Annotated in this window: 6 protein-coding genes; all 6 read left to right on the plus strand. The window is 68.1% G+C overall.

Going from position 1 to position 17,891, the window contains the following annotated elements; all coding sequences use genetic code 11:
• The first annotated feature begins 27 nt into the window (after nucleotides 1–27).
• The 6 genes from HUA76_RS06225 to HUA76_RS06250 all read left to right on the plus strand — a co-directional run bounded on the left by HUA76_RS06225 (nucleotide 28) and on the right by HUA76_RS06250 (nucleotide 17,853).
• Nucleotides 28–1,284 carry a DNA repair exonuclease gene (locus HUA76_RS06225; protein WP_174460260.1) on the plus strand — a complete coding sequence of 419 codons (1,257 nt, stop codon included), beginning with the start codon at nucleotides 28–30 and terminating at the stop codon, nucleotides 1,282–1,284.
• Nucleotides 1,281–4,499: an AAA family ATPase gene (locus tag HUA76_RS06230; protein ID WP_174460261.1), complete on the plus strand. Its 3,219-nt coding sequence runs from the start codon at nucleotides 1,281–1,283 to the stop codon at nucleotides 4,497–4,499. Before HUA76_RS06225 ends, HUA76_RS06230 begins: the two co-directional genes overlap by 4 nt.
• Nucleotides 4,500–4,571: 72 nt before the next feature.
• Nucleotides 4,572–7,778 carry a carboxypeptidase-like regulatory domain-containing protein gene (locus HUA76_RS06235; RefSeq protein WP_174460262.1) on the plus strand — a complete coding sequence of 1,069 codons (3,207 nt, stop codon included), beginning with the start codon at nucleotides 4,572–4,574 and terminating at the stop codon, nucleotides 7,776–7,778.
• Between the two features lie 127 nt (nucleotides 7,779–7,905).
• Nucleotides 7,906–11,154, plus strand: a complete 3,249-nt coding sequence (locus tag HUA76_RS06240) for a carboxypeptidase regulatory-like domain-containing protein (RefSeq protein ID WP_174460263.1) — start codon at nucleotides 7,906–7,908, stop codon at nucleotides 11,152–11,154.
• Nucleotides 11,155–11,421: 267 nt separating this feature from the next.
• On the plus strand, nucleotides 11,422–14,487 hold the full coding sequence (locus HUA76_RS06245; protein WP_174460264.1) for a carboxypeptidase-like regulatory domain-containing protein: 3,066 nt from the start codon (nucleotides 11,422–11,424) through the stop codon (nucleotides 14,485–14,487).
• A gap of 141 nt (nucleotides 14,488–14,628) precedes the next feature.
• A complete protein-coding gene (locus HUA76_RS06250) occupies nucleotides 14,629–17,853 on the plus strand; it encodes a carboxypeptidase regulatory-like domain-containing protein (protein ID WP_174460265.1) in 3,225 nt (1,074 codons plus the stop codon).
• The last annotated feature ends 38 nt before the right edge of the window (nucleotides 17,854–17,891 follow it).

The following is a 17,891-nucleotide window of genomic DNA, read 5'->3' on the forward strand; positions in this document are numbered from 1 at the left end:
TGCTTCGGGTACGGTGCGGGGCCCGACATGCACTTCAAGTTCGTCCACGCCGCCGACCTGCACCTGGACACTCCCTTCCGTGGCGTGGCCGCACAAGGACCCCTGCTGGGACGCTTCCAGGAGTCCACCTTTCGCGCGCTGTCGCGCATCGTCGACCTGTGCCTGCGCGAGCGCGTCGCCTTCCTGCTCCTGGCCGGGGACTTGTTCGAGGTGAAGGACCGCTCGGTGCGCGCGCGACTGGCGCTGCGGCGCGAGCTGGGCCGGCTGCACGACGCGGGCATCGAGTCCTTCATCGTCCACGGCAATCATGATCCGCTCAGCGGCGACACCGGGACGCTGGGGCTGCCTTCGTCGGTGAAGGTGTTCGGCCCGGACTGGGAAGAGGCGGAGGTGCGGCGCGAGGGACGTCGGCTGTGCCGCGTGCAGGGCATCTCCTATCCGGACGTGGAGGTGCGCGACGACTTGTCCGCGCGCTTCCGTCGCACCGGGGACGGCTTCAGCGTGGGCCTGCTGCACGCGAACCTGGGCGGCGCGGAGGGACACGCCAACTACGCGCCCTGCACCCCCGCGGGCCTGGGCGCGCGCGGGCTGGACTACTGGGCGCTGGGACACGTGCACACGCGCAGCGAGCTGATGCTGCCCGGTGGCGGCATGGCGGTGTACCCGGGCAATCCGCAGGGACGGCACGCGCTGGAGACAGGGGAGCGCGGCTGCGTGCTGGTCGAGGTGGAGGACGGGGGCATGCGGCGGCGCTTCGTGCCGGTGGACACGGTGCGCTGGCATCGGCTGGAGGTGCCGCTGACGGGCGTGGCCACGCTGGACGCGCTGCTGGGCACGGTGGGTGAGGTGGTGGACGCCGCGTGCGCGCGGGAGCTGGACGGCCACGCGGTGCGCCTGGTGCTCACGGGGCGCGGGCCGCTGCATCGCGAGCTCACGCGGCCCGGAGCGCTGGCGCAGTTGGAAGAGGACTTGCGCGCGCGACTGGCGCGGGGGCATCCGCCGGTGCTGTTGGAGTCACTGCGGGATGGAAGTCGTCCGGAACTGGACTGGGAAGCGCTCCAGACGGAGGGCGGCTTCGCGCGCACCTTGCTGGAAGAGGCGCGCTTGCTGGAAGAAGACCCGGTCGCGCTGGCGCGACTGTGGGAGCAGGAAGCGCTGGGCAGCCTGGGCCAGCGGCTGAAGCGCCTGGGGGTGGATGTGCTGGAGATGCCACGGATGGAGTGGGTATCCCGCGCGAGCCTGCTCGGCGTGGAGGCGCTTCACGAAGAGGAGGAGGGGGCATGAAGCCAGGGTTGCGCATCGACACGCTGCGGGTGCGGCGCTTCGGACACTTCTCGGACCTGACGCTGGAGCTGGGGCCCGGGCTGCATCTGCTCTACGGACCCAACGAGGCGGGCAAGAGCACGCTGCTCGCCTTCCTGCGCGCCGTGTTGTTCGGGTTCGAGCGCCGGGGGAACCCGGAGCGGTATGCCGCCCTGGACGAGGACACGACCATCGGCGGTGAGCTTCGACTCTTCACGGCATCGGGGCCGCTGCTCGTGCGCCGCATGGCCGCGCCTCGGGGCAAGAAGTCGGAGACGCTGACCGTGCTCGGGTCCGAGGGCGAGCCCGTGTCCGAGGAGCGCCTGCACGCCGCGCGCGGCCACGTCACACGCGAGCTGTTCTTCGATGTCTTCGCCTTCCGGCTGGAGGAGCTGACGGGGTTCGAGCAGTTCGCGAAGGAGCGCGGAGTGTCCGAGGCCCTCGTCGCCGCGAGCATGCAGGGCGCGCGACGATTGCCCGTCGCCATGTCCGAGCTGAGCAAGAGCGCCGAGCAGCTCTACAAGCCCACCGGCTCGAAGTCCGAGTTGAACGTGAAGCTGCGCGAGCTGGAGGAGGTGCAGGAGCAGCTCCGCGACGTGGGCAACCGGCCCGCGCTCTACTTCGCGAAGCGGGAGCGGCTGGAGTCACTCGGCGTCGAGCTGGGCGGCCTGGAGTCGCGCGTGCACGAGGACGGCCGCGAGTTGGAGCGACTGGCGCGGCTGGAGTCGGCGCTGGGAGATGTCGCCGCGCTGGCGACCGCCCGCACGGAGCTGGAGTCCCTCCCCGCGCTGGAGACGTTCCCCCAGGGCGGCGAGGCGCGGCTGGAGGCAGCGCTGAATCAAAGCAGGACGCATCGCGGGAACGTGGCCCGGCTCGCGGAGCAGTTGAGCTTCACGGAGGCGGAGCTGGCGCGGCTGTCCGCTCCTTCGCCGGTGCGAGGGCGGGAGGACGCGCTGAGGGCCGCGGTGGCGGCGTACTCGGAGCGCTCGGAGCTGGTGCGGGCGTTGCCGGCGCGGCGCGCGGCGCTGGGGATGAAGCGGCGACAGGTGGAGTCGGCGCTGGAGGAGCTGGGGCTTGGTGTGGATGGTCCGGGGCTGGTGGCGCTGGATTTGAGCGCGGGGGCTCGCGCGGGGTTGGAGGCGCTGTCATCCCGGCTGGACGTGGAGGAGACGGGGCGGCGCGAGGTGGGTGGCGCGCTGGCTCGGGCTCGCTCGGAGCGGGAGCGGCTGGAGGGGGTGCTGGCGCGCGCGGAGTCGGAGCTCGCGGAGCTTCCAGACGTCCGTCCGGCGCAGGTGCGACAGCAGCAGACGGGGCTGGCGCGGATGCGCGACGCGCGCCTGGACCTGGAGCGGCTGGGTGAGCAGAAGATGGTGGCCCGGCGGCGGATTGAAGAACTGCGGGGGCTGGTGACGGAGCCTCCGACTGCATCGAGCCCGGTGATTCCAGTGTGGTGGGTGCCGGTGGCGGCGGCCGTGGCGGTGACGCTCGCGGTGGCGGCGTGGCTGCTCGGGGGCACGGTGGTGGGAGTGCTGGGGCTCGCGGGTGGGCTGATGTTGACGGGCCTGCTGGAGCTGGCGCGGCGGCGGGTGGAGTCCGCGCGGGATGCGGAGCGTGGGGCGCGGGAGGCTCGGCAGCAGTCGCGAAAGCAGGAGGAGGAGCGGCTGCGTGTGGAGCTCGCTGGGTACGTGGCTCGCGAGGAGCTGGCGCGTCGGGAGCTGCTCGCCTCCGCGACGGAGGCGGGGCTGTCTCCGGCGGCGACATCCTCGGACATGACGGCCCGCGAGAGCGTGCTAGCGGAGGCACTGGAGCACGCGGGGCGACGCGAGGCGCTGTCACGCGAACGGGACACGCTGCGCGCCACGCATGACCTGGCCCTGCGCGACAAACGACAGGCTGATGAACTGCTGCGCGGGCACGAGGTACGGCACGCGGCACTGAGCACGGAGCTGACGGCGTGTCTGTCGGCGCGACGTTTCCCGGCGGGGCTCCCCGCGCAGGCGGCGCTGGCCCTGTGGCGCGATGCCTCGGCGCTGCGGCAGCGGTGGCAGGACCTGGTCGCGGACGAGGCGGCGCTGTCCGCCGATGAAGCGGCCTGCGCGGACGTGGTCTCTCGGCTGCGTGCGTTGGCAATGGAAGGCCTCCTCCCTGAAGCTGAAGCGCCCGTGTCCCAGTCATCAGGTTCCATGGACCTGGTGGTCCTGCGCGTGAACGCGGCCCTGGAGGCAGCACGCGAGCAGGAGACGGAGCGACGCGCGGCGGAGGAGCGGCGTCGCGAACTGCGCGAGGAGAAGGCCCGCCTCGATGAACTGTGCCGCACGGAAGAAGCCGCTCTCGCGGCGTTGCTCTCCGAGGGCGGTGGCGGTGACGAGGAGACCTTCCGTCGGCGCGCCGTGCAGGCACACCGCCACGCGGAGCTCACCCGCCATGCGCGAGAGCTGGCCCACCGCATCGAGGCTCGCACGGGACTGTCCGACACCGAGGCCCGCGAAGCCCTGCGCGCCCTGGGCGGAGAAGAAGGTCTGCGCACGGTGCTGAGCCAGCTGCGCGCGCGACATGCGGAGGCGCAGGAGAAGTCGAAGGAGGTGCTCACCGAGCAGGGCGCCACGCAGAACCAGCTCGAGCAGTGGGAGAACGACGACCTGCTCGCGCGCCTGCGCATCCAGGAGGAGACCCTGCGCGCGAAGGTGGCGGAGCTCGCCACGCGCTACGCGGAGGACAAGCTGGCGCTGGCCCTGCTGGGACGCGCGCGTCGACGCTTCGAGGAGGAGCAGCAGCCGCGCGTGGTGCAGCTCGCCTCGGAGCACTTCGCCCTGCTGACGGAGGGCCGCTATCGCCGCGTGTTCATCCCCGCAGGTGACGAGCGCGAGCTGCGCGTGAGCGACGGCGAGCGGGACTGGAGCGCGGCCCAGCTCTCACGGGGAACCCGCGAGCAGCTCTACCTCGCCTTCCGCCTCGCGGTGGTGCGCGACTTCGGAGAGACCCGAGGCGCGCTGCCGCTCATCGTGGACGACGTGCTGGTGAACTTCGACCCCGGCCGGGCCCGCAGCGCCATCCATCTCCTGGCCCGTCTCGCCGAGCACCAGCAGGTGATTGCCTTCACCTGTCACCCCTGGCTGCGCGAGCTGTTCGAGGCCGAGGGCGCGCAGACACAAACGCTGGAGTCCCGAGACTCCACCGCCGCGCTCCAAGCTGGCTGAATCGAGACTCCGGGTCTCGGGGCTCTCGGGACGTCCGCTGCTACACTCGCGAGCGTGGCGAGCGGAGGCGGCATGCGGACGTCGCGAAAGATGGCGGTCACTCTCGGAGCGCTCACGCTGGTGGGCGCGCTGGGCATGTGGCACCTCCCGAAGCCTGGGGATGCCCCGTCTGTTCCCCGAGCATCCGCGCCTCGCGGGAGCACGGGCCTCATCCTGCCCGCACCCGCGCCAAAGGCCGAAGGCACCCTGCGCATCCAAGGCATCGTCGTCGGAGACGAGGGTCCCCTGGCCGGAGTCCGCGTCACGGCCACGCTCCCTGAGCCAGGTCGAACACTCTCCGAGCTGCCTTGCTCGCAAGTGCTGCGGCGGCACACCGGCGGGAGTCACGCGAAGTTTCCAGAGTGCTTCTTCGATGAGGAAGACACCACCCTGGAGTTGCTCCTCGCACGCCAGGGAGAGGCCCCCGTGTACGCGGAGGCGCTCACCACGGAAGACGGTCGATTCACCCTCGACAACCTGCCCGAAGGTCGTTTCACGCTCTGGGCCATCGGAGCGCGCGACGCACGACTCCAGCCGGAAGTCGCGGCGGGTACGGAGGGACTTCAGCTCCGACTCGGAGAAGCCTTTTTCCTGAAGGGACAGCTCATCGACGAGGACCTCGTGCCCCTGGCCCAGGTCCGGGTGATGGCCGTGCATCAAGGGTCGACCCGCTTCTTCGACGGGGAAACCGGAACGGACGGCAGCTACCGCATGGGTCCGCTTCCCTCCGGAAGGTATGCCATCACCTTCGCGAAAGACGGCTGGCTTCCCACGTTGGCGAACCAGAGGCCCGACAACCCCCTGACACTCCTTCGCCCCAGGCGCATCACCGGCCAGGTGTTGAACCAGGGCTCGCCCGCCCCCAACGTGACGGTCTCCCTGAATGACGTCACCCAGCGGCGGTACAGGAGCCCTCCCTCCGCGATGCGCATCACGGACAAGCAGGGGCGCTTCACCTTCGAGGAGCTTCCGCCCCAGTCCTTTCAGCTCAGTGCCAGCCAGGGTGAGCAACACGCGCTGGCCGAGGTCGACTTGACGGTCCCTGGGACCTCGTCGGAGGTCACGCTGGTGCTGGGCCATGCGGCCCTTCTCGAAGGACGCGTGCAAGACGAGGCTGGAGCTGGCATCGAAGGAGCCACCATCACCGTCCGTGACGTCGACAACCACGAAGCCGCGAGTGCGAGAACCGACGCCGCTGGCCACTATCGGGCGAGCCCTCTGCTCCTCGAGCCCCATGAGGTCGAGGTCTCGGCGAGTCGCTACCTTCGTATCAAGCAAGCCATCCCTGAGCTGGGTCCCGGCACGAAGCGACTCGACTTCACGCTCCGCCCCACCGTCTGGGTCGATGGCGTTGTTCTCGATGAGGCAGGTCGCCCGATTCCGGACGTCAGCATCGAGATTCATGAGAAGCCGCAAGCGCCCAGCGGTGGATCATTCGTTATCGCCAGGACCCAGTCAGATGGAGCAGGACGATTCCACCTGGACCTCGCCTTGCCTGGCACCTTCACCCTGAAGTCTCGGTCAGAGCGCTTCGCGGAGGACCAACGCCAGGTCCAGGCTCCCGACACGAATATCCGCTGGGTCCTGAAACAGGGGGCGAGTGTTTCGGGGACGGTCCGGGATGAACTGGGAACGCCCTTGCCCGAGGTCAGCGTGAGCCTGTGGAGCCAGGAGCCCGATGCGCCCCACATGAGCGAAACCACGACGGACCCACAAGGCCACTACACGCTCGGGGGGCTCAAGTCGGGGCGATACGTGCTCGAAGCCATACACACCTCCGGAGCCGTGGAGCGCAGCGCATCCCAATCGATGGAGCTGCGCGACCAGGAAGAAGCGCAAGCGGACCTGCGCCTCGCCGCGGGCTGGACGCTGTCGGGAATCGTCGAGGACACCGCCGGCAACCCCATCGCGGGAGCCGCGGTCGGCCTCCTCGAGACTTCAGAGTCGGCGCCGGAGTGGCGACGTCATCAGAGGACCTGTGAAGGGCCACCCGTTACCATCACACAAGCCGATGGACGCTTCACGCTGCGGAACCTCCAGCAACCGAAACTGAAGCTGGGCGCATGGACCACGGGCGTCAGCTTCGCGCCCCACCTCTCCACGGGCGGCCACCATGACTCCGGGGACTTTCTCGTCCGCGAGGGTGACACCCACGTGCGCCTGGTCATGAAGCGGGAGGGACGCGTCCAGGGGCGCGTCGTGGGCCCCGACGGAAAGCCCATCACGCACTTCAACATGCCCTGGGAGGTCAAGCACCCGCGCGGCGAGTTCTCCGTGAACGTGGACAGCCCGGGCTCATTCCGCCTCAACATCAGCGCACGGGGAATGGCGCCGATATCCCGAGCGGTCGAGCTGCATGACGAGTCCGAGGTCATGGACCTGGGCGAGCTGCGGATGAGCCCTGGACGTCAGGTGGCCGGGCGCGTGCTGGACGCGGAGACGTCCGCGCCCGTCGCGGGTGCCACACTTCGCATTGCTCCAGACCGGATGCGCGGAGAGCCACTCCACCGTCTCGCGGAGCAGGTGGAGACAGCCCGGGATGGTTCCTTCTCGCTTCCCAACGTGGAGGAGCGTTCCCTCACGTTGTTCATTGAGGCCGGTGGCTACCCCTTGAAGCAACTGACCTTGGCACCTGGACCTCAGGAAGGTCTCGCGGTGCTCCTCGAGCACGGTGCGAAAGTGGAGTTCTCCGTCCTTGATGCGCGGGGGCAGCCCACCAACGCCACCGTCTACGTGGACCGCGATGGCGAGGTCATGAACTCTCGCTACATCGAGGTCCCAAAGAGCGGCCTGCTCGTCGTGCGAACCCTGGGGCCCGGCGACTACCAGGTGCGAGCCATTTCTTCCTGGGACCGCCCCGCCACCTACGCACTCCAGCGCGTCCAGATTCCAGCGAGCGGGAGGGTTGCCATCACCCTCAAGGCCCGGCACGAAGGGGCAACCCTGAAGCTGGGGGTGAAGACCGATGACAGCTTGAGCCCCATCCTCCTCGTGGGTGAAGTCCCCCTGCCGGAGCGCACCAATGACGTGAGTGAGCTGGATAGCCGTGGACTGCCCAGCCAGCTCAGCGATTCCGGAGCCAGGGTTTTTCGAAACCTTCCTCCTGGCAAGGTGACGCTCTTCCTGATGAGGCCGAACCAGGAATACATTCACTGGGAACTCATCGACATCCCCGAGGAAGGCACGGTGGTGCGCGACGTGACGCCTGCATGGCGGCGACTCAAGCGCCACACCCCGTAGAGGATTGTCGAGTCTCACGAACCGCGTCGACGCACGACACGCACGTGGGTGACGAGCACGCGAGGTTCGCGTCAGCGCCCCGGGGTCCTCCACTGCTACATTCCCGGACGTGGCGAGTGGACACGACATGCGGAAGTCGCGACGGGTGGCACTCACCCTCGCGGTGCTCACGCTGGTGGGCGCGCTGGGAGTGCCGTACCTCCTGAAGTCCGAGGATGTGCCCGCCCCCCGCCGAGCCCCCGCGCCTCGAAAGAGCACGGGCCTGGTCCTCCCCGCGCCCGCGCCACGGGCCGAAGGCTCCCTGCGCATCCAAGGTGTCGTGCACGGAGACCAGGGCCCCCTCGCGGGAGTCCGCATCACCGCCACCCGCTCCGAAGCACATCAGACACTCTCCGAGCTGACGTGTGAGGAAGTGCTGCCCCACCGTCGCGGAGACCGTCGCGATTTCACCCAGTGCTTCTACACGGAACCCGCCACCACGCTGGAGCTTCTGCTCTCCCGTCAAGGAGAAGCGCCCCTGTACGCGGAGACCGTCACGGACGAAGACGGCCGCTTCACCCTCGAACAGCTCCCCGAGGGAGCGTTCACCCTCTGGGCCATCGACCCGCGAGGTGCACGGCTGCAACCGGGAGTCCTCGCGGGAACGGAGGGACTCCAGCTCCGGCTCGAAGGGGGCGTGTTCCTGGAGGGCACGGTCATCGACGAGGCCCTCGCGGCCCTGCCCCAGGTCCAGGTGATGGCCGTGCATCAAGGCTTCACCCGCTTCTTCGACGTGGAGACGGACGCGGACGGGCGCTTTCGCATCGGCCCGCTCCCCGCCGGAGACTACGCCCTCGCCTTCACAAGAGACGGCTGGATTCCGGACCTCAAGGGCTCCTGGTTCGCCGAGTCCGTGAAGCTCCTGCGCCCCCGCCGCCTCGTCGGTCGAGTGACGAAACAGGGCGCCCCCGTCCCCCAGGCCACAGTCCAACTGCGAGACATCACCCTCAACGAGCGGGGCATCATGCCCCCAGGGTCCGCGAAGCAGCAGACCACGGACGCCCAGGGACGCTTCACCTTCGAGCCGCTCGCCTCGCATCACATCCAGCTCGACGCCACCCAGGGCGAGCACCACGGCAGGGCCCTGGTCGACATGAAGACCCACGACACCCAGAAAGAGGTCGTCGTGGAGCTGGGCCCCGGAGCCATGCTGGAAGGCACCGTGACGGACGAAGCCGGAGCCGCCATCGAAGGCGCACGCCTCCTCATCCAGGAACGTCGAGCACAGCGCCAGTCCGTGGAGACCACCACGGACGCCATGGGCCACTACCGGCTCGGCCCGCTGTCCCTCGCGCCCCATGAACTGGAGCTCACCTCCCCTCGACACTTTCCCACCGGCGAATCCTTCGCGGAGCTGAGTCCTGGCACGAAGCGGCTCGACTTCACGCTGCGCACCCCGCTATGGGTCGACGGGGTCCTCGTCGATGAAGCAGGGAGCCCCGTCCCGGACGTGTACGTCACCGTCGACAATCCTCCTTCCGAGGACACCGACGACACGCTCCTCCTCGCGCCCTACGAGGCCCGGTCGGATGAGCAGGGCCGGTTCCACCTGAACTTCCCCGCGCCGGGGTCCTTCCTCCTGAAGCTCCTCGACGAGCCTCGCTTCCGGATGGAAGAACTCCAGGTCCAGGCACCGGACACGAAGGTCCGCTGGGTCTTGAAGCGAGGAGCCACTGTCTCCGGCACCGTCTTCGACGAGCTGGAAACGCCCATGCCTGGGCTCCTCGTGCGCCTGTCGACCGAGCCGCCCGAAGAAGGAACGACGAGCAGCCCGTGGCCGGAGGTGCTGAGCGAGACCCGGACGGACACGCGAGGCCACTATGCATTCGGGGGCATGAAGCCAGGACGGTACGTGCTCGAAGCCGTCCACGAATCCGGCGCCGTGGAGCGCTTCGTCACCCGACACCTGGAGCTGGGAGCGCGGCAGGAGGCCCAAGTGGACCTGCGCCTCGAGGCGGGCTGGACGCTGTCAGGCACCGTGGTGGACACCCAAGGACAACCGCTCTCCGGAGCCGACATCCTCATCCAGTCTCCGCCGGACTCCACTCCCAAGTGGCGCGTGGGACATCGCCACCACGCCGCGGACCCCGTCACGCGCACCCGGTCAGACGGGCACTTCACGCTGCGAAACCTGCCGAGCCAGGACGTGGAACTGAGCGTGACGAAGCAGTCCTTCCGCCTCGCGCCTCACCTGTCCACCGGCGGCAGACCCGGACTCGACTCACTGCATGCCCATGAGGGCGGACCGCCTGTCCGCCTCGTCATGTCGCGACGGGCCCGCATCCACGGACGCGTGGTGGGCCCGGACGGCAAGCCCCTCACGCGCTTCCAGCTCATGAGAGAGGACGTGGAGCATCCCCAAGGCGAGTTCTCGCTGGACGTGGGGAGCGCGGGCTCGTGGCCCGTCATCCTTAAGGCCGAGGGCCTGGCGCCGGTATTCCGTCAGGTCGAGGTGCCTCACGACACGGCGGTGGTGGACCTGGGCGAGCTTCGGATGAGCGCGGGACGCAAGGTGGCCGGACGTGTACTGGACGCGGAGACCTCCGCCCCGGTGGAGGGCGCTCTGCTCGTCCCCGACGTGGAACACTTCGACAGCGTGACGCTCCACCCCTACACATACTGGACCCAGGCGTACACCGCGAAGGATGGAAGCTTCTCCATCGCTCGCGTGGACGAGCGCTCCTCCGCACTGAACGTCCGGGCCCGCGGCTATCTCTCCAGGAAACTGAACCTGGCCCCAGGTTCCCAGGAAGACCTCACGGTGCGCCTGGAGAAGGGCGCGCGGGTGGAGTTCTCCGTCCTGGACGCGCGGGGTCAGCCCACGAGCGCAACCGTCTTCCTGGACCGTGAAGGCAGGGAGTCGTCCCCCTACACCATCGAGGTCCCCGCCGAGGGACTCTTCGTCATGCGAGACCTCGCGCCAGGCGCCTACTGGATGCACGCCGCTGCTGGCGAAGGGAGGCTGGAAAGCTACGACTCGCGGCGCGTCCAGATTCCCGCGAGCGGCGGAGTCTCCATCATGCTGAAGGCGCGGTCCGAAGGCGCCACCCTGGAGCTGCGCGTGCGCAGCCCACCGCGCTTCACCCTGGTGCTCGTCTCCGGCGAAGACTCCTGGTCACGCGAGGGCTACGACTTCTCGCGACTGCGCGAACGTTCCCTTCCTCATGAAGTCAGCAAGGAGGGAACGATGACCTTCCGGAACCTCCCACCCGGCAAACTGACACTCATCCTGATCTCCAACGACTGGCGGGGCAGCTATCGCGAGGTCATCGACATTCCCGAGGCGGGCACGGTGGTGCGCGACGTGACGCCCGTCTGGCAGGCCATCCGGCGGTAGGCGCCCCGCATACGCGCACGTCTCGCGATAAAGTCATCACCGCGCGAACCAAATCCCAGCCCAGGTGTCAGTGCTCCGGACACAGCCGCGGCTGCATTCGCGGGCGTGGCGAGCGGAGGCGGCATGCGGGTGCAGCGACGGGCAACGAGCGCATTCGGAGTTCTCGCCCTGATGGGCATCCTGGGTGGACTTCTCCTCCTCAAGCCCGGAGCCCCTACCGCCACCTCTGCGCCTCGCGCATCCGCACCTCGAACGGGAACGGGCATCGTGCTGCCTCCTCCCGCGCCGCGTCCCGAAGGCACCCTGAGCATCCAGGGCGTCGTACACGGAGATGAAGGCCCGCTCGCCGGAGTCCGCGTCACGGCCACGCGTCCCGAGGCAGGTCATACACTCTCCGAGCTGCCCTGCTCGCAGGTGCTGCGGAGTTACACCGGCGGGAGTCATTCGAAGTTTTCAGAGTGCTTCTTCGATGAGATAGACACCACGCTGGAGTTGCTCCTCTCACGCCAGGGCGAGGCACCCGTGTACGCGGAGGCACTCACCGGGGAAGAGGGTCGCTTCACCCTCGACAGCCTGCCCGAAGGTCGCTTCACCCTCTGGGCCATCGGAGCGCGCGACGCACGAATCCAGCAGGAAGTCGCAGCGGGCACGGAGGGACTTCAGCTCCGGCTCGAAGAAGCCTTGTTCCTGGAGGGACAGGTCATTGACGAGGACCTCGCGGCCCTGGCCCAGGTCCGGGTGATGGCCGTGCATCAAGGCTTCACCCGCTTCTTCGACGGGGAAACGGGAACGGACGGCAGCTTCCGCATCGGTCCGCTTCCTTCCGGAAGATATGCCCTCTCCTTCGCGAAAGACGGCTGGCTTCCCACGTTGGTGAGCCAGGAACTCTCGGAGCCCCTGACACTCCATCGCCCCAGGCGCATCACCGGCCAGGTGTTGAGCCAGGGCTCACCCGTCCCCGACGTGACGGTCTCCCTGCATGACGTAACCCTGCGGTGGTACAGGAGCCCGCCCTCCGCGATGCGCATCACGGACAAACAGGGGCGCTTCACCTTCGAGGCTCTCCCTCCCCGTTCCTTTCAGCTCAGTGCCAGCCAGAGCGAGCAACACGCACTGGCCGAGGTCGACTTGACGGTCCCCGGGACCTCGTCCGAGGTCACCCTGGAGCTGGGCAGTGCGGCGCTTCTCGACGGAAGCGTGCGGGACGAGGCTGGAGCTGGCATCGAAGGAGCCACCATCTCCGTCCGTGGCGTCAATCAGCACGAAGCAGCGAGCGCAAGGACCGACGCCGCGGGCCACTATCGGACGGGCCCTCTGCCCCTCAGGCCCCATGAGGTCGAGGTTCAGGCGAGTCGCTACTTCCGCATCAAGCAAGCCATCCCCGAGCCGGGTCCCAGCACGAAGCAACTCGACTTCACGCTCCGCACCGCCGTCTGGGTCGATGGCGTCGTCCTCGATGAGGCAGACCGCCCGATTCCAGACGTCAGCATCGAGCTTCACGAGGAGGAGCAAGAGCCCGTCGATGAATCACTCGCCATCGGCAGCCTCCAGACCCGGTCGGATGAAGAGGGACGGTTCCACCTGGACTTCGCCCGGCCTGGCACCTTCACCCTGAAGTCTCGGTCAAAGCGCTTCGTGGAGGACCACCTCCAGGTCCAGGCTCCCGACACGAATGTCCGTTGGGTCCTGAAACAGGGGGCGAGTGTTTCGGGGACGGTCTGGGATGAACTGGGAACGCCCTTGCCCAAGGTCAGGGTGAGCCTGTGGAGCAAGGAATCCGATGCGTTCCCGGTGAGCGAAACCACGACGGACCCACAAGGTCATTACACGCTCGGCGGACTCAAGTCGGGGCGGTACATGCTCGAAGCCCTCCACGAATCCAAAGCCCTGGAGCGCAGCGCTTCCCAGTCGGTGGAGTTGCGCGACCAGGAAGAAGCGAAAGTGGACCTGCGACTGGTGGCGGGTTGGATGCTGTCGGGAATCGTCGAGGACACCGCCGGCCAGCCCATCACGGATGCCGCGGTCGGCATCTTCGAGACCTCGAAGCAGGTGCCTGAGTGGCGACGTCGCCGGAGGAGCTGTGGCGAGCCGCCCGCCGCTAGCACGGGGGCCGATGGGCGCTTCACGCTGCGGTACCTCCAGCACCCGGAATTGGAGCTGGGCGTATGGAGTACGGGCTTCCGCTTCGCACCCCACCTCTCCACGGGTGGTCACCACGACTTCGGGGATTTTCTCGTGCGCGAGGGTGACACCCAGGTGCGTCTGGTCATGAAGAGGGAGGGGCGCGTCGTGGGGCGCGTCGTGGGCCCCGACGGAAAGCCCATCACGCACTTCACAATGCCCTGGGAGGTCAAGCACCCACGCGGCGAGTTCTCCGTGGACGTGGACGGTCCGGGCTCGCTCCGCATCAACATCAGCGCACGGGGAATGGCGCCGGTGTCTCGCGGCGTCGAGCTGCATGACGGGTCTGAAGTCGTGGACCTGGGCGAGCTGCGGATGAGTCCCGGACGACAGGTGGCTGGGCGCGTGCTGGACGCGGAAACATCCGCCCCCGTCGAGGGCGCCAGCCTTCGCGTCGCTCCAGGCCAGATGCGCGGAGAGCCACTCAAACGGCTCGGGAGGCATGTGACGACGAGTCGGGATGGCTCCTTCTCGTTTCCCAACGTGGAGGAGCAGCTCCTCACGCTGTTCGTCGAAGCCCCTGGCTACCCATTGAAGCAACTGACGCTGGCACCCGGTCCTCATGAAGGTCTCACGGTGCTCCTCGAGCGAGGTGCGAGCGTGGCATTCTCCGTCGTGGATGCGCGGGGGCAGCCCACTGACGCCACCGTCTACTTGGACCGCGATGGCGAGGCCATGGCCGCTGACCCCATCCTCGTCCCTGAGAGCGGCCAGTACGTCGTGCGAGACCTGGGGCCCGGCGACTACCAGGTGCGAGCCATCTCTCCCTTCGAGCGCCCCGCCACCTACGCGCCCCAACGCGTCCAGATTCCTGCGAGCGGGAGGGTGGCCATCACCCTGAAGGCCCAGCCCGAAGGGGCTGCCTTGAAGCTGAGGGTGAAGACCGATGACAACCTGAGCCCCATCCTCCTCGCGGGTGAAATCCCTCCGCCGAAGAGCGCCGGTGACGTCAGTGAGTTGGAAAGCCGCGGACTGCACAGTAAGCCCAGCGACGCCGGAGCCAGGATTTTTCGAGACCTGCCTCCTGGCAAGGTGACGCTCGTCCTGATGAGGCCGAACCAGGATTACATCCATTGGGAACTCATCGACATTCCCGAAGCGGGCACGGTGGTGCGCGACGTGACGCCCGTCTGGCAGGCCCTCAGGCCGTAAGCGCCCCGCATACGCGCACGTCTCGCGACAAAGCCATCACCGCGCGAACCAAATCCCAGCCTGGGTGTCAGTGCCCCGGACACAGCCGCGGCTGAATTCGCGAGCGTGGCGAGCGGAGGCGGTATGCGGGTGCGGCGACGGGTGACGAGCGCAATCGGAGTTCTCGCGCTGGCGGGCATCCTGGGTGGGCTTCTCCTCCCGAAGCCCGAAGCGCCTACCGCCACCCAGCGCGCATTCGCGCCTCGAACGGGAACGGGCATTGTGCTGCCTCCTCCCGCGCCACGTCCCGAAGGAACACTGAGCATCCAGGGCGTCGTGCTCGGAGATGAAGGCCCGCTCGCCGGAGTCCGCGTCACGGCCACGCGTCCCGAGGCAGGTCAAACACTCTCCGAGCTGACCTGTGAGCAGGTGCTGCCTCACCGTCGCGGAGACCACCGCCGATTTCCGCTGTGTTTCCTCCGCGACCCGGGTCTCACCCTGGAGCTGCTCCTCTCTCGTCAGGGAGAAGCGCCCGTGTACGCGGAGAGCTTCACCACGGAGGACGGTCGCTTCAGCCTCGACAACCTCCCCGAGGGAGATTTCACGCTCTGGGCCATCGGCCCGCGAGGAGCACACCTGCAACCGGGAATCCCGGCGGGAACACAGGGGCTCCTGCTCCGGCTCGAGGAGGGCGTGTTCCTGGAGGGACAGGTCATCGACGAGGACCTCGCGCCCCTGCCCCAGGTCCAGGTGACCGTCGTGAATAAAGGGTCCACGCGCTTCTTCGACGGGGAAACGGACGCGGGCGGGCGCTATCGCATCGGGCCCCTCCTCGTCGGAGACGATCATGTCCTCGCCTTCGCCAAGGACGGGTGGCTTCCCTCCCTCCGAGCCGATGGGATGGAACAGCCCGTGAAGCTCGTGCGGCCCCGGCGCATCGTCGGCCGAGTGATGCTCCAAGGCACCCCCGTCCCCAACGCGACAGTCCACCTGTGGGACCTCACCCTCAAGGGGGAGAGTCTGGCCCCCCGTGGTCCCGGGACAACTGACACCACGGATGAACAAGGACGCTTCGCCTTCGAGGCGCTCCCCTCGCATCTGCTTCATCTCGAGGCCAGCCAGGGCGAGTCCCAAGCCAGGACCCTGGTCGACATGGCAACCCATGTCCCCGCATCCGAGGTCATCCTGGAGTTGAGTCGTGCGACCTTCCTGGAGGGAACCGTGCGCGACGAGTCCGGAGCCTCCATCGAAGGCGCCACCATCACCCTCCTGGAGCTTGTTGAACCCAAGTGGCGCACGGAGTTCTCCACGGATGCCATGGGCCACTACCGGCTCGGCCCGCTGCCCCCCATCCCCCACAACATCGCAGCCACCACGCCTCGGCATTTTCCGGCCAGCTCATCACTCAAGAAGCTGGGCCCCGGCACGAAGCGGCTCGACTTCGTGCTCCGCTTCCCCCGCTGGGTTGATGGCGTCCTCGTCGATGAAACAGGGCACCCCGTGCCAGACGTCCTCATCGATGTCGACACCGCCGCCATGTCCGACACCTATGACTCACATCTCCTCGCACCCTACGAGACCCGGTCGGATGAGCAGGGCCGGTTCCACCTGAACCTCCCCGAGCCCGGAACCTTCCTCCTCAAAATCAAGGACGACCCTCGCTTCAGTATGGAAGAGCTCCAGGTCCGAGCCCCGGATGCGAAGGTCCGCTGGGTCTTGAAACGGGGAGCGACGGTCTCCGGCACGGTCTTCAATGAGCTGGACACGCCCATGGCCGGGCTCCTCGTGCGCTTGTCGACCGTGCCTCCCGAAGGCACGACGAGTGAGCCGTGGATGGACTACACACTGGGAGAGACCCGGACGGACGCGCGGGGCCACTATGCGTTCGGCGGAATGCGGCAGGGACGCTTCGTGCTCGAAGCCGCCCACGAATCCGGAGCCGTGCAGCGCTTCGCCACCCAGCACGTGGAGCTGCGCGACCAGCAAGCGGCCCACGTGGATCTGCGCCTCGCGGCCGGCTGGACGTTGTCAGGCCGGGTCGAGGACGGCGGCGGACAACCTCTCTCCGGTGCGGGGGTCTTCATCCATGGGACTCCGGACTCCGCTCCCGCGTGGCGAGAGGGCCATCACCGCTCCACGGAGCCCTTCACGCAAACCCAGGTGGATGGTCGCTTCACGCTGCGGAACCTGCCGAGCCAGGAAGTGGAGTTGAGAGTGATGAAGGAGTCCTTCCACCTCGCCCCCCACCTGTCCACTGGAGGCAAGCCTGGCCTCGACTCAGTTCATGCCCGAGAGGGTGGACCGCCCGTCCGCCTCGTCATGTCGCGACAGGGACGCATCCACGGACGACTGGTGGGCCCAGACGGTCAACCGCTCACCCGATTCCAGCTCCTGCATCACACAGTGGAACATCCCCGCGGCGAGTTCTCCCTCGACGTGGAGGGCGCGGGCTCGTGGACTGTCGTGCTCCAGGCGAAAGACCTGGCGCCCGTGGTCCGCGAGGTCGAGGTGCATCATGACACGGAGGTGGTGAACCTGGGCGAGGTCCGGATGAGCCCAGGGCGCAGGGTGGCCGGACATGTGCTGGATGCGGAAACCTCCGCTCCGCTGGAGGGCGCCATGTTCTCAATCAACCCGGAGACACTGCGAGGCGAACCGCTGGAGCCGCACTGGACCGAGCAGCACACCCTTAAGGATGGTTCGTTCTCAATCCCTCACGTGGACGAGCGCTCCACCTCGCTGGACGTCTGGGCCCATGGGTACCCCACGAAGCGGTTGATGCTCGCCCCGGGTCCCCAGGAAAACCTCACGGTGCTCCTTGAGAAAGGCGCGCGCGTGGAGATCTCCGTCATGGACTCACGAGGTCAGCCCGCCGAGGCTTCCGTCTTCATGGACCGCGAAGGCGGGAGACTGTCCCGTACGAGGGTCGATGTCTCACCAAACGGCCCGCGCGTCGTGCGAGACCTCCCTCCAGGCCACTACCAGGCGCGAGCCAGCCCCCCTGAAGGGAGTTTCGAAACCTACGCGCCCCAACACGTCCAGATTCCCTCGAGCGGTGACGTTTCCGTCACCTTGAAGGCCCGCTCCGCGGGAGCCACCCTGGAGCTGCGCGTGAACGGCCCTTCTCGCCGCGTGACGGCCCTGCTCGCGGGCGAGGTCCCTCTCCTGGTCTTCACCCACGACATCGTCGAACTGCGTGAACGCTCGCTACCTCACGAAGGCAGCAAGAAGGGAACGATGACCTTCCGGAACCTTCCGCCCGGCAAGGCGACGCTCTTCCTGGTGACCGACGACTGGCGGGGCGTCTACCGCGAGGTCATCGACCTCCCCGAGACGGGCATGGTGGTGCGCGAGGTGACACCCGTCTGGACGCCCATCAAGCCGTAAGCGCCCTGCCCGCGCTCACCCGTGCGTGGACGCGAGCA

The sequence above is a fragment of the Myxococcus sp. CA056 genome, from assembly GCF_013336715.1.
GTDB classification, from domain to species: domain Bacteria; phylum Myxococcota; class Myxococcia; order Myxococcales; family Myxococcaceae; genus Myxococcus; species Myxococcus llanfairpwllgwyngyllgogerychwyrndrobwllllantysiliogogogochensis.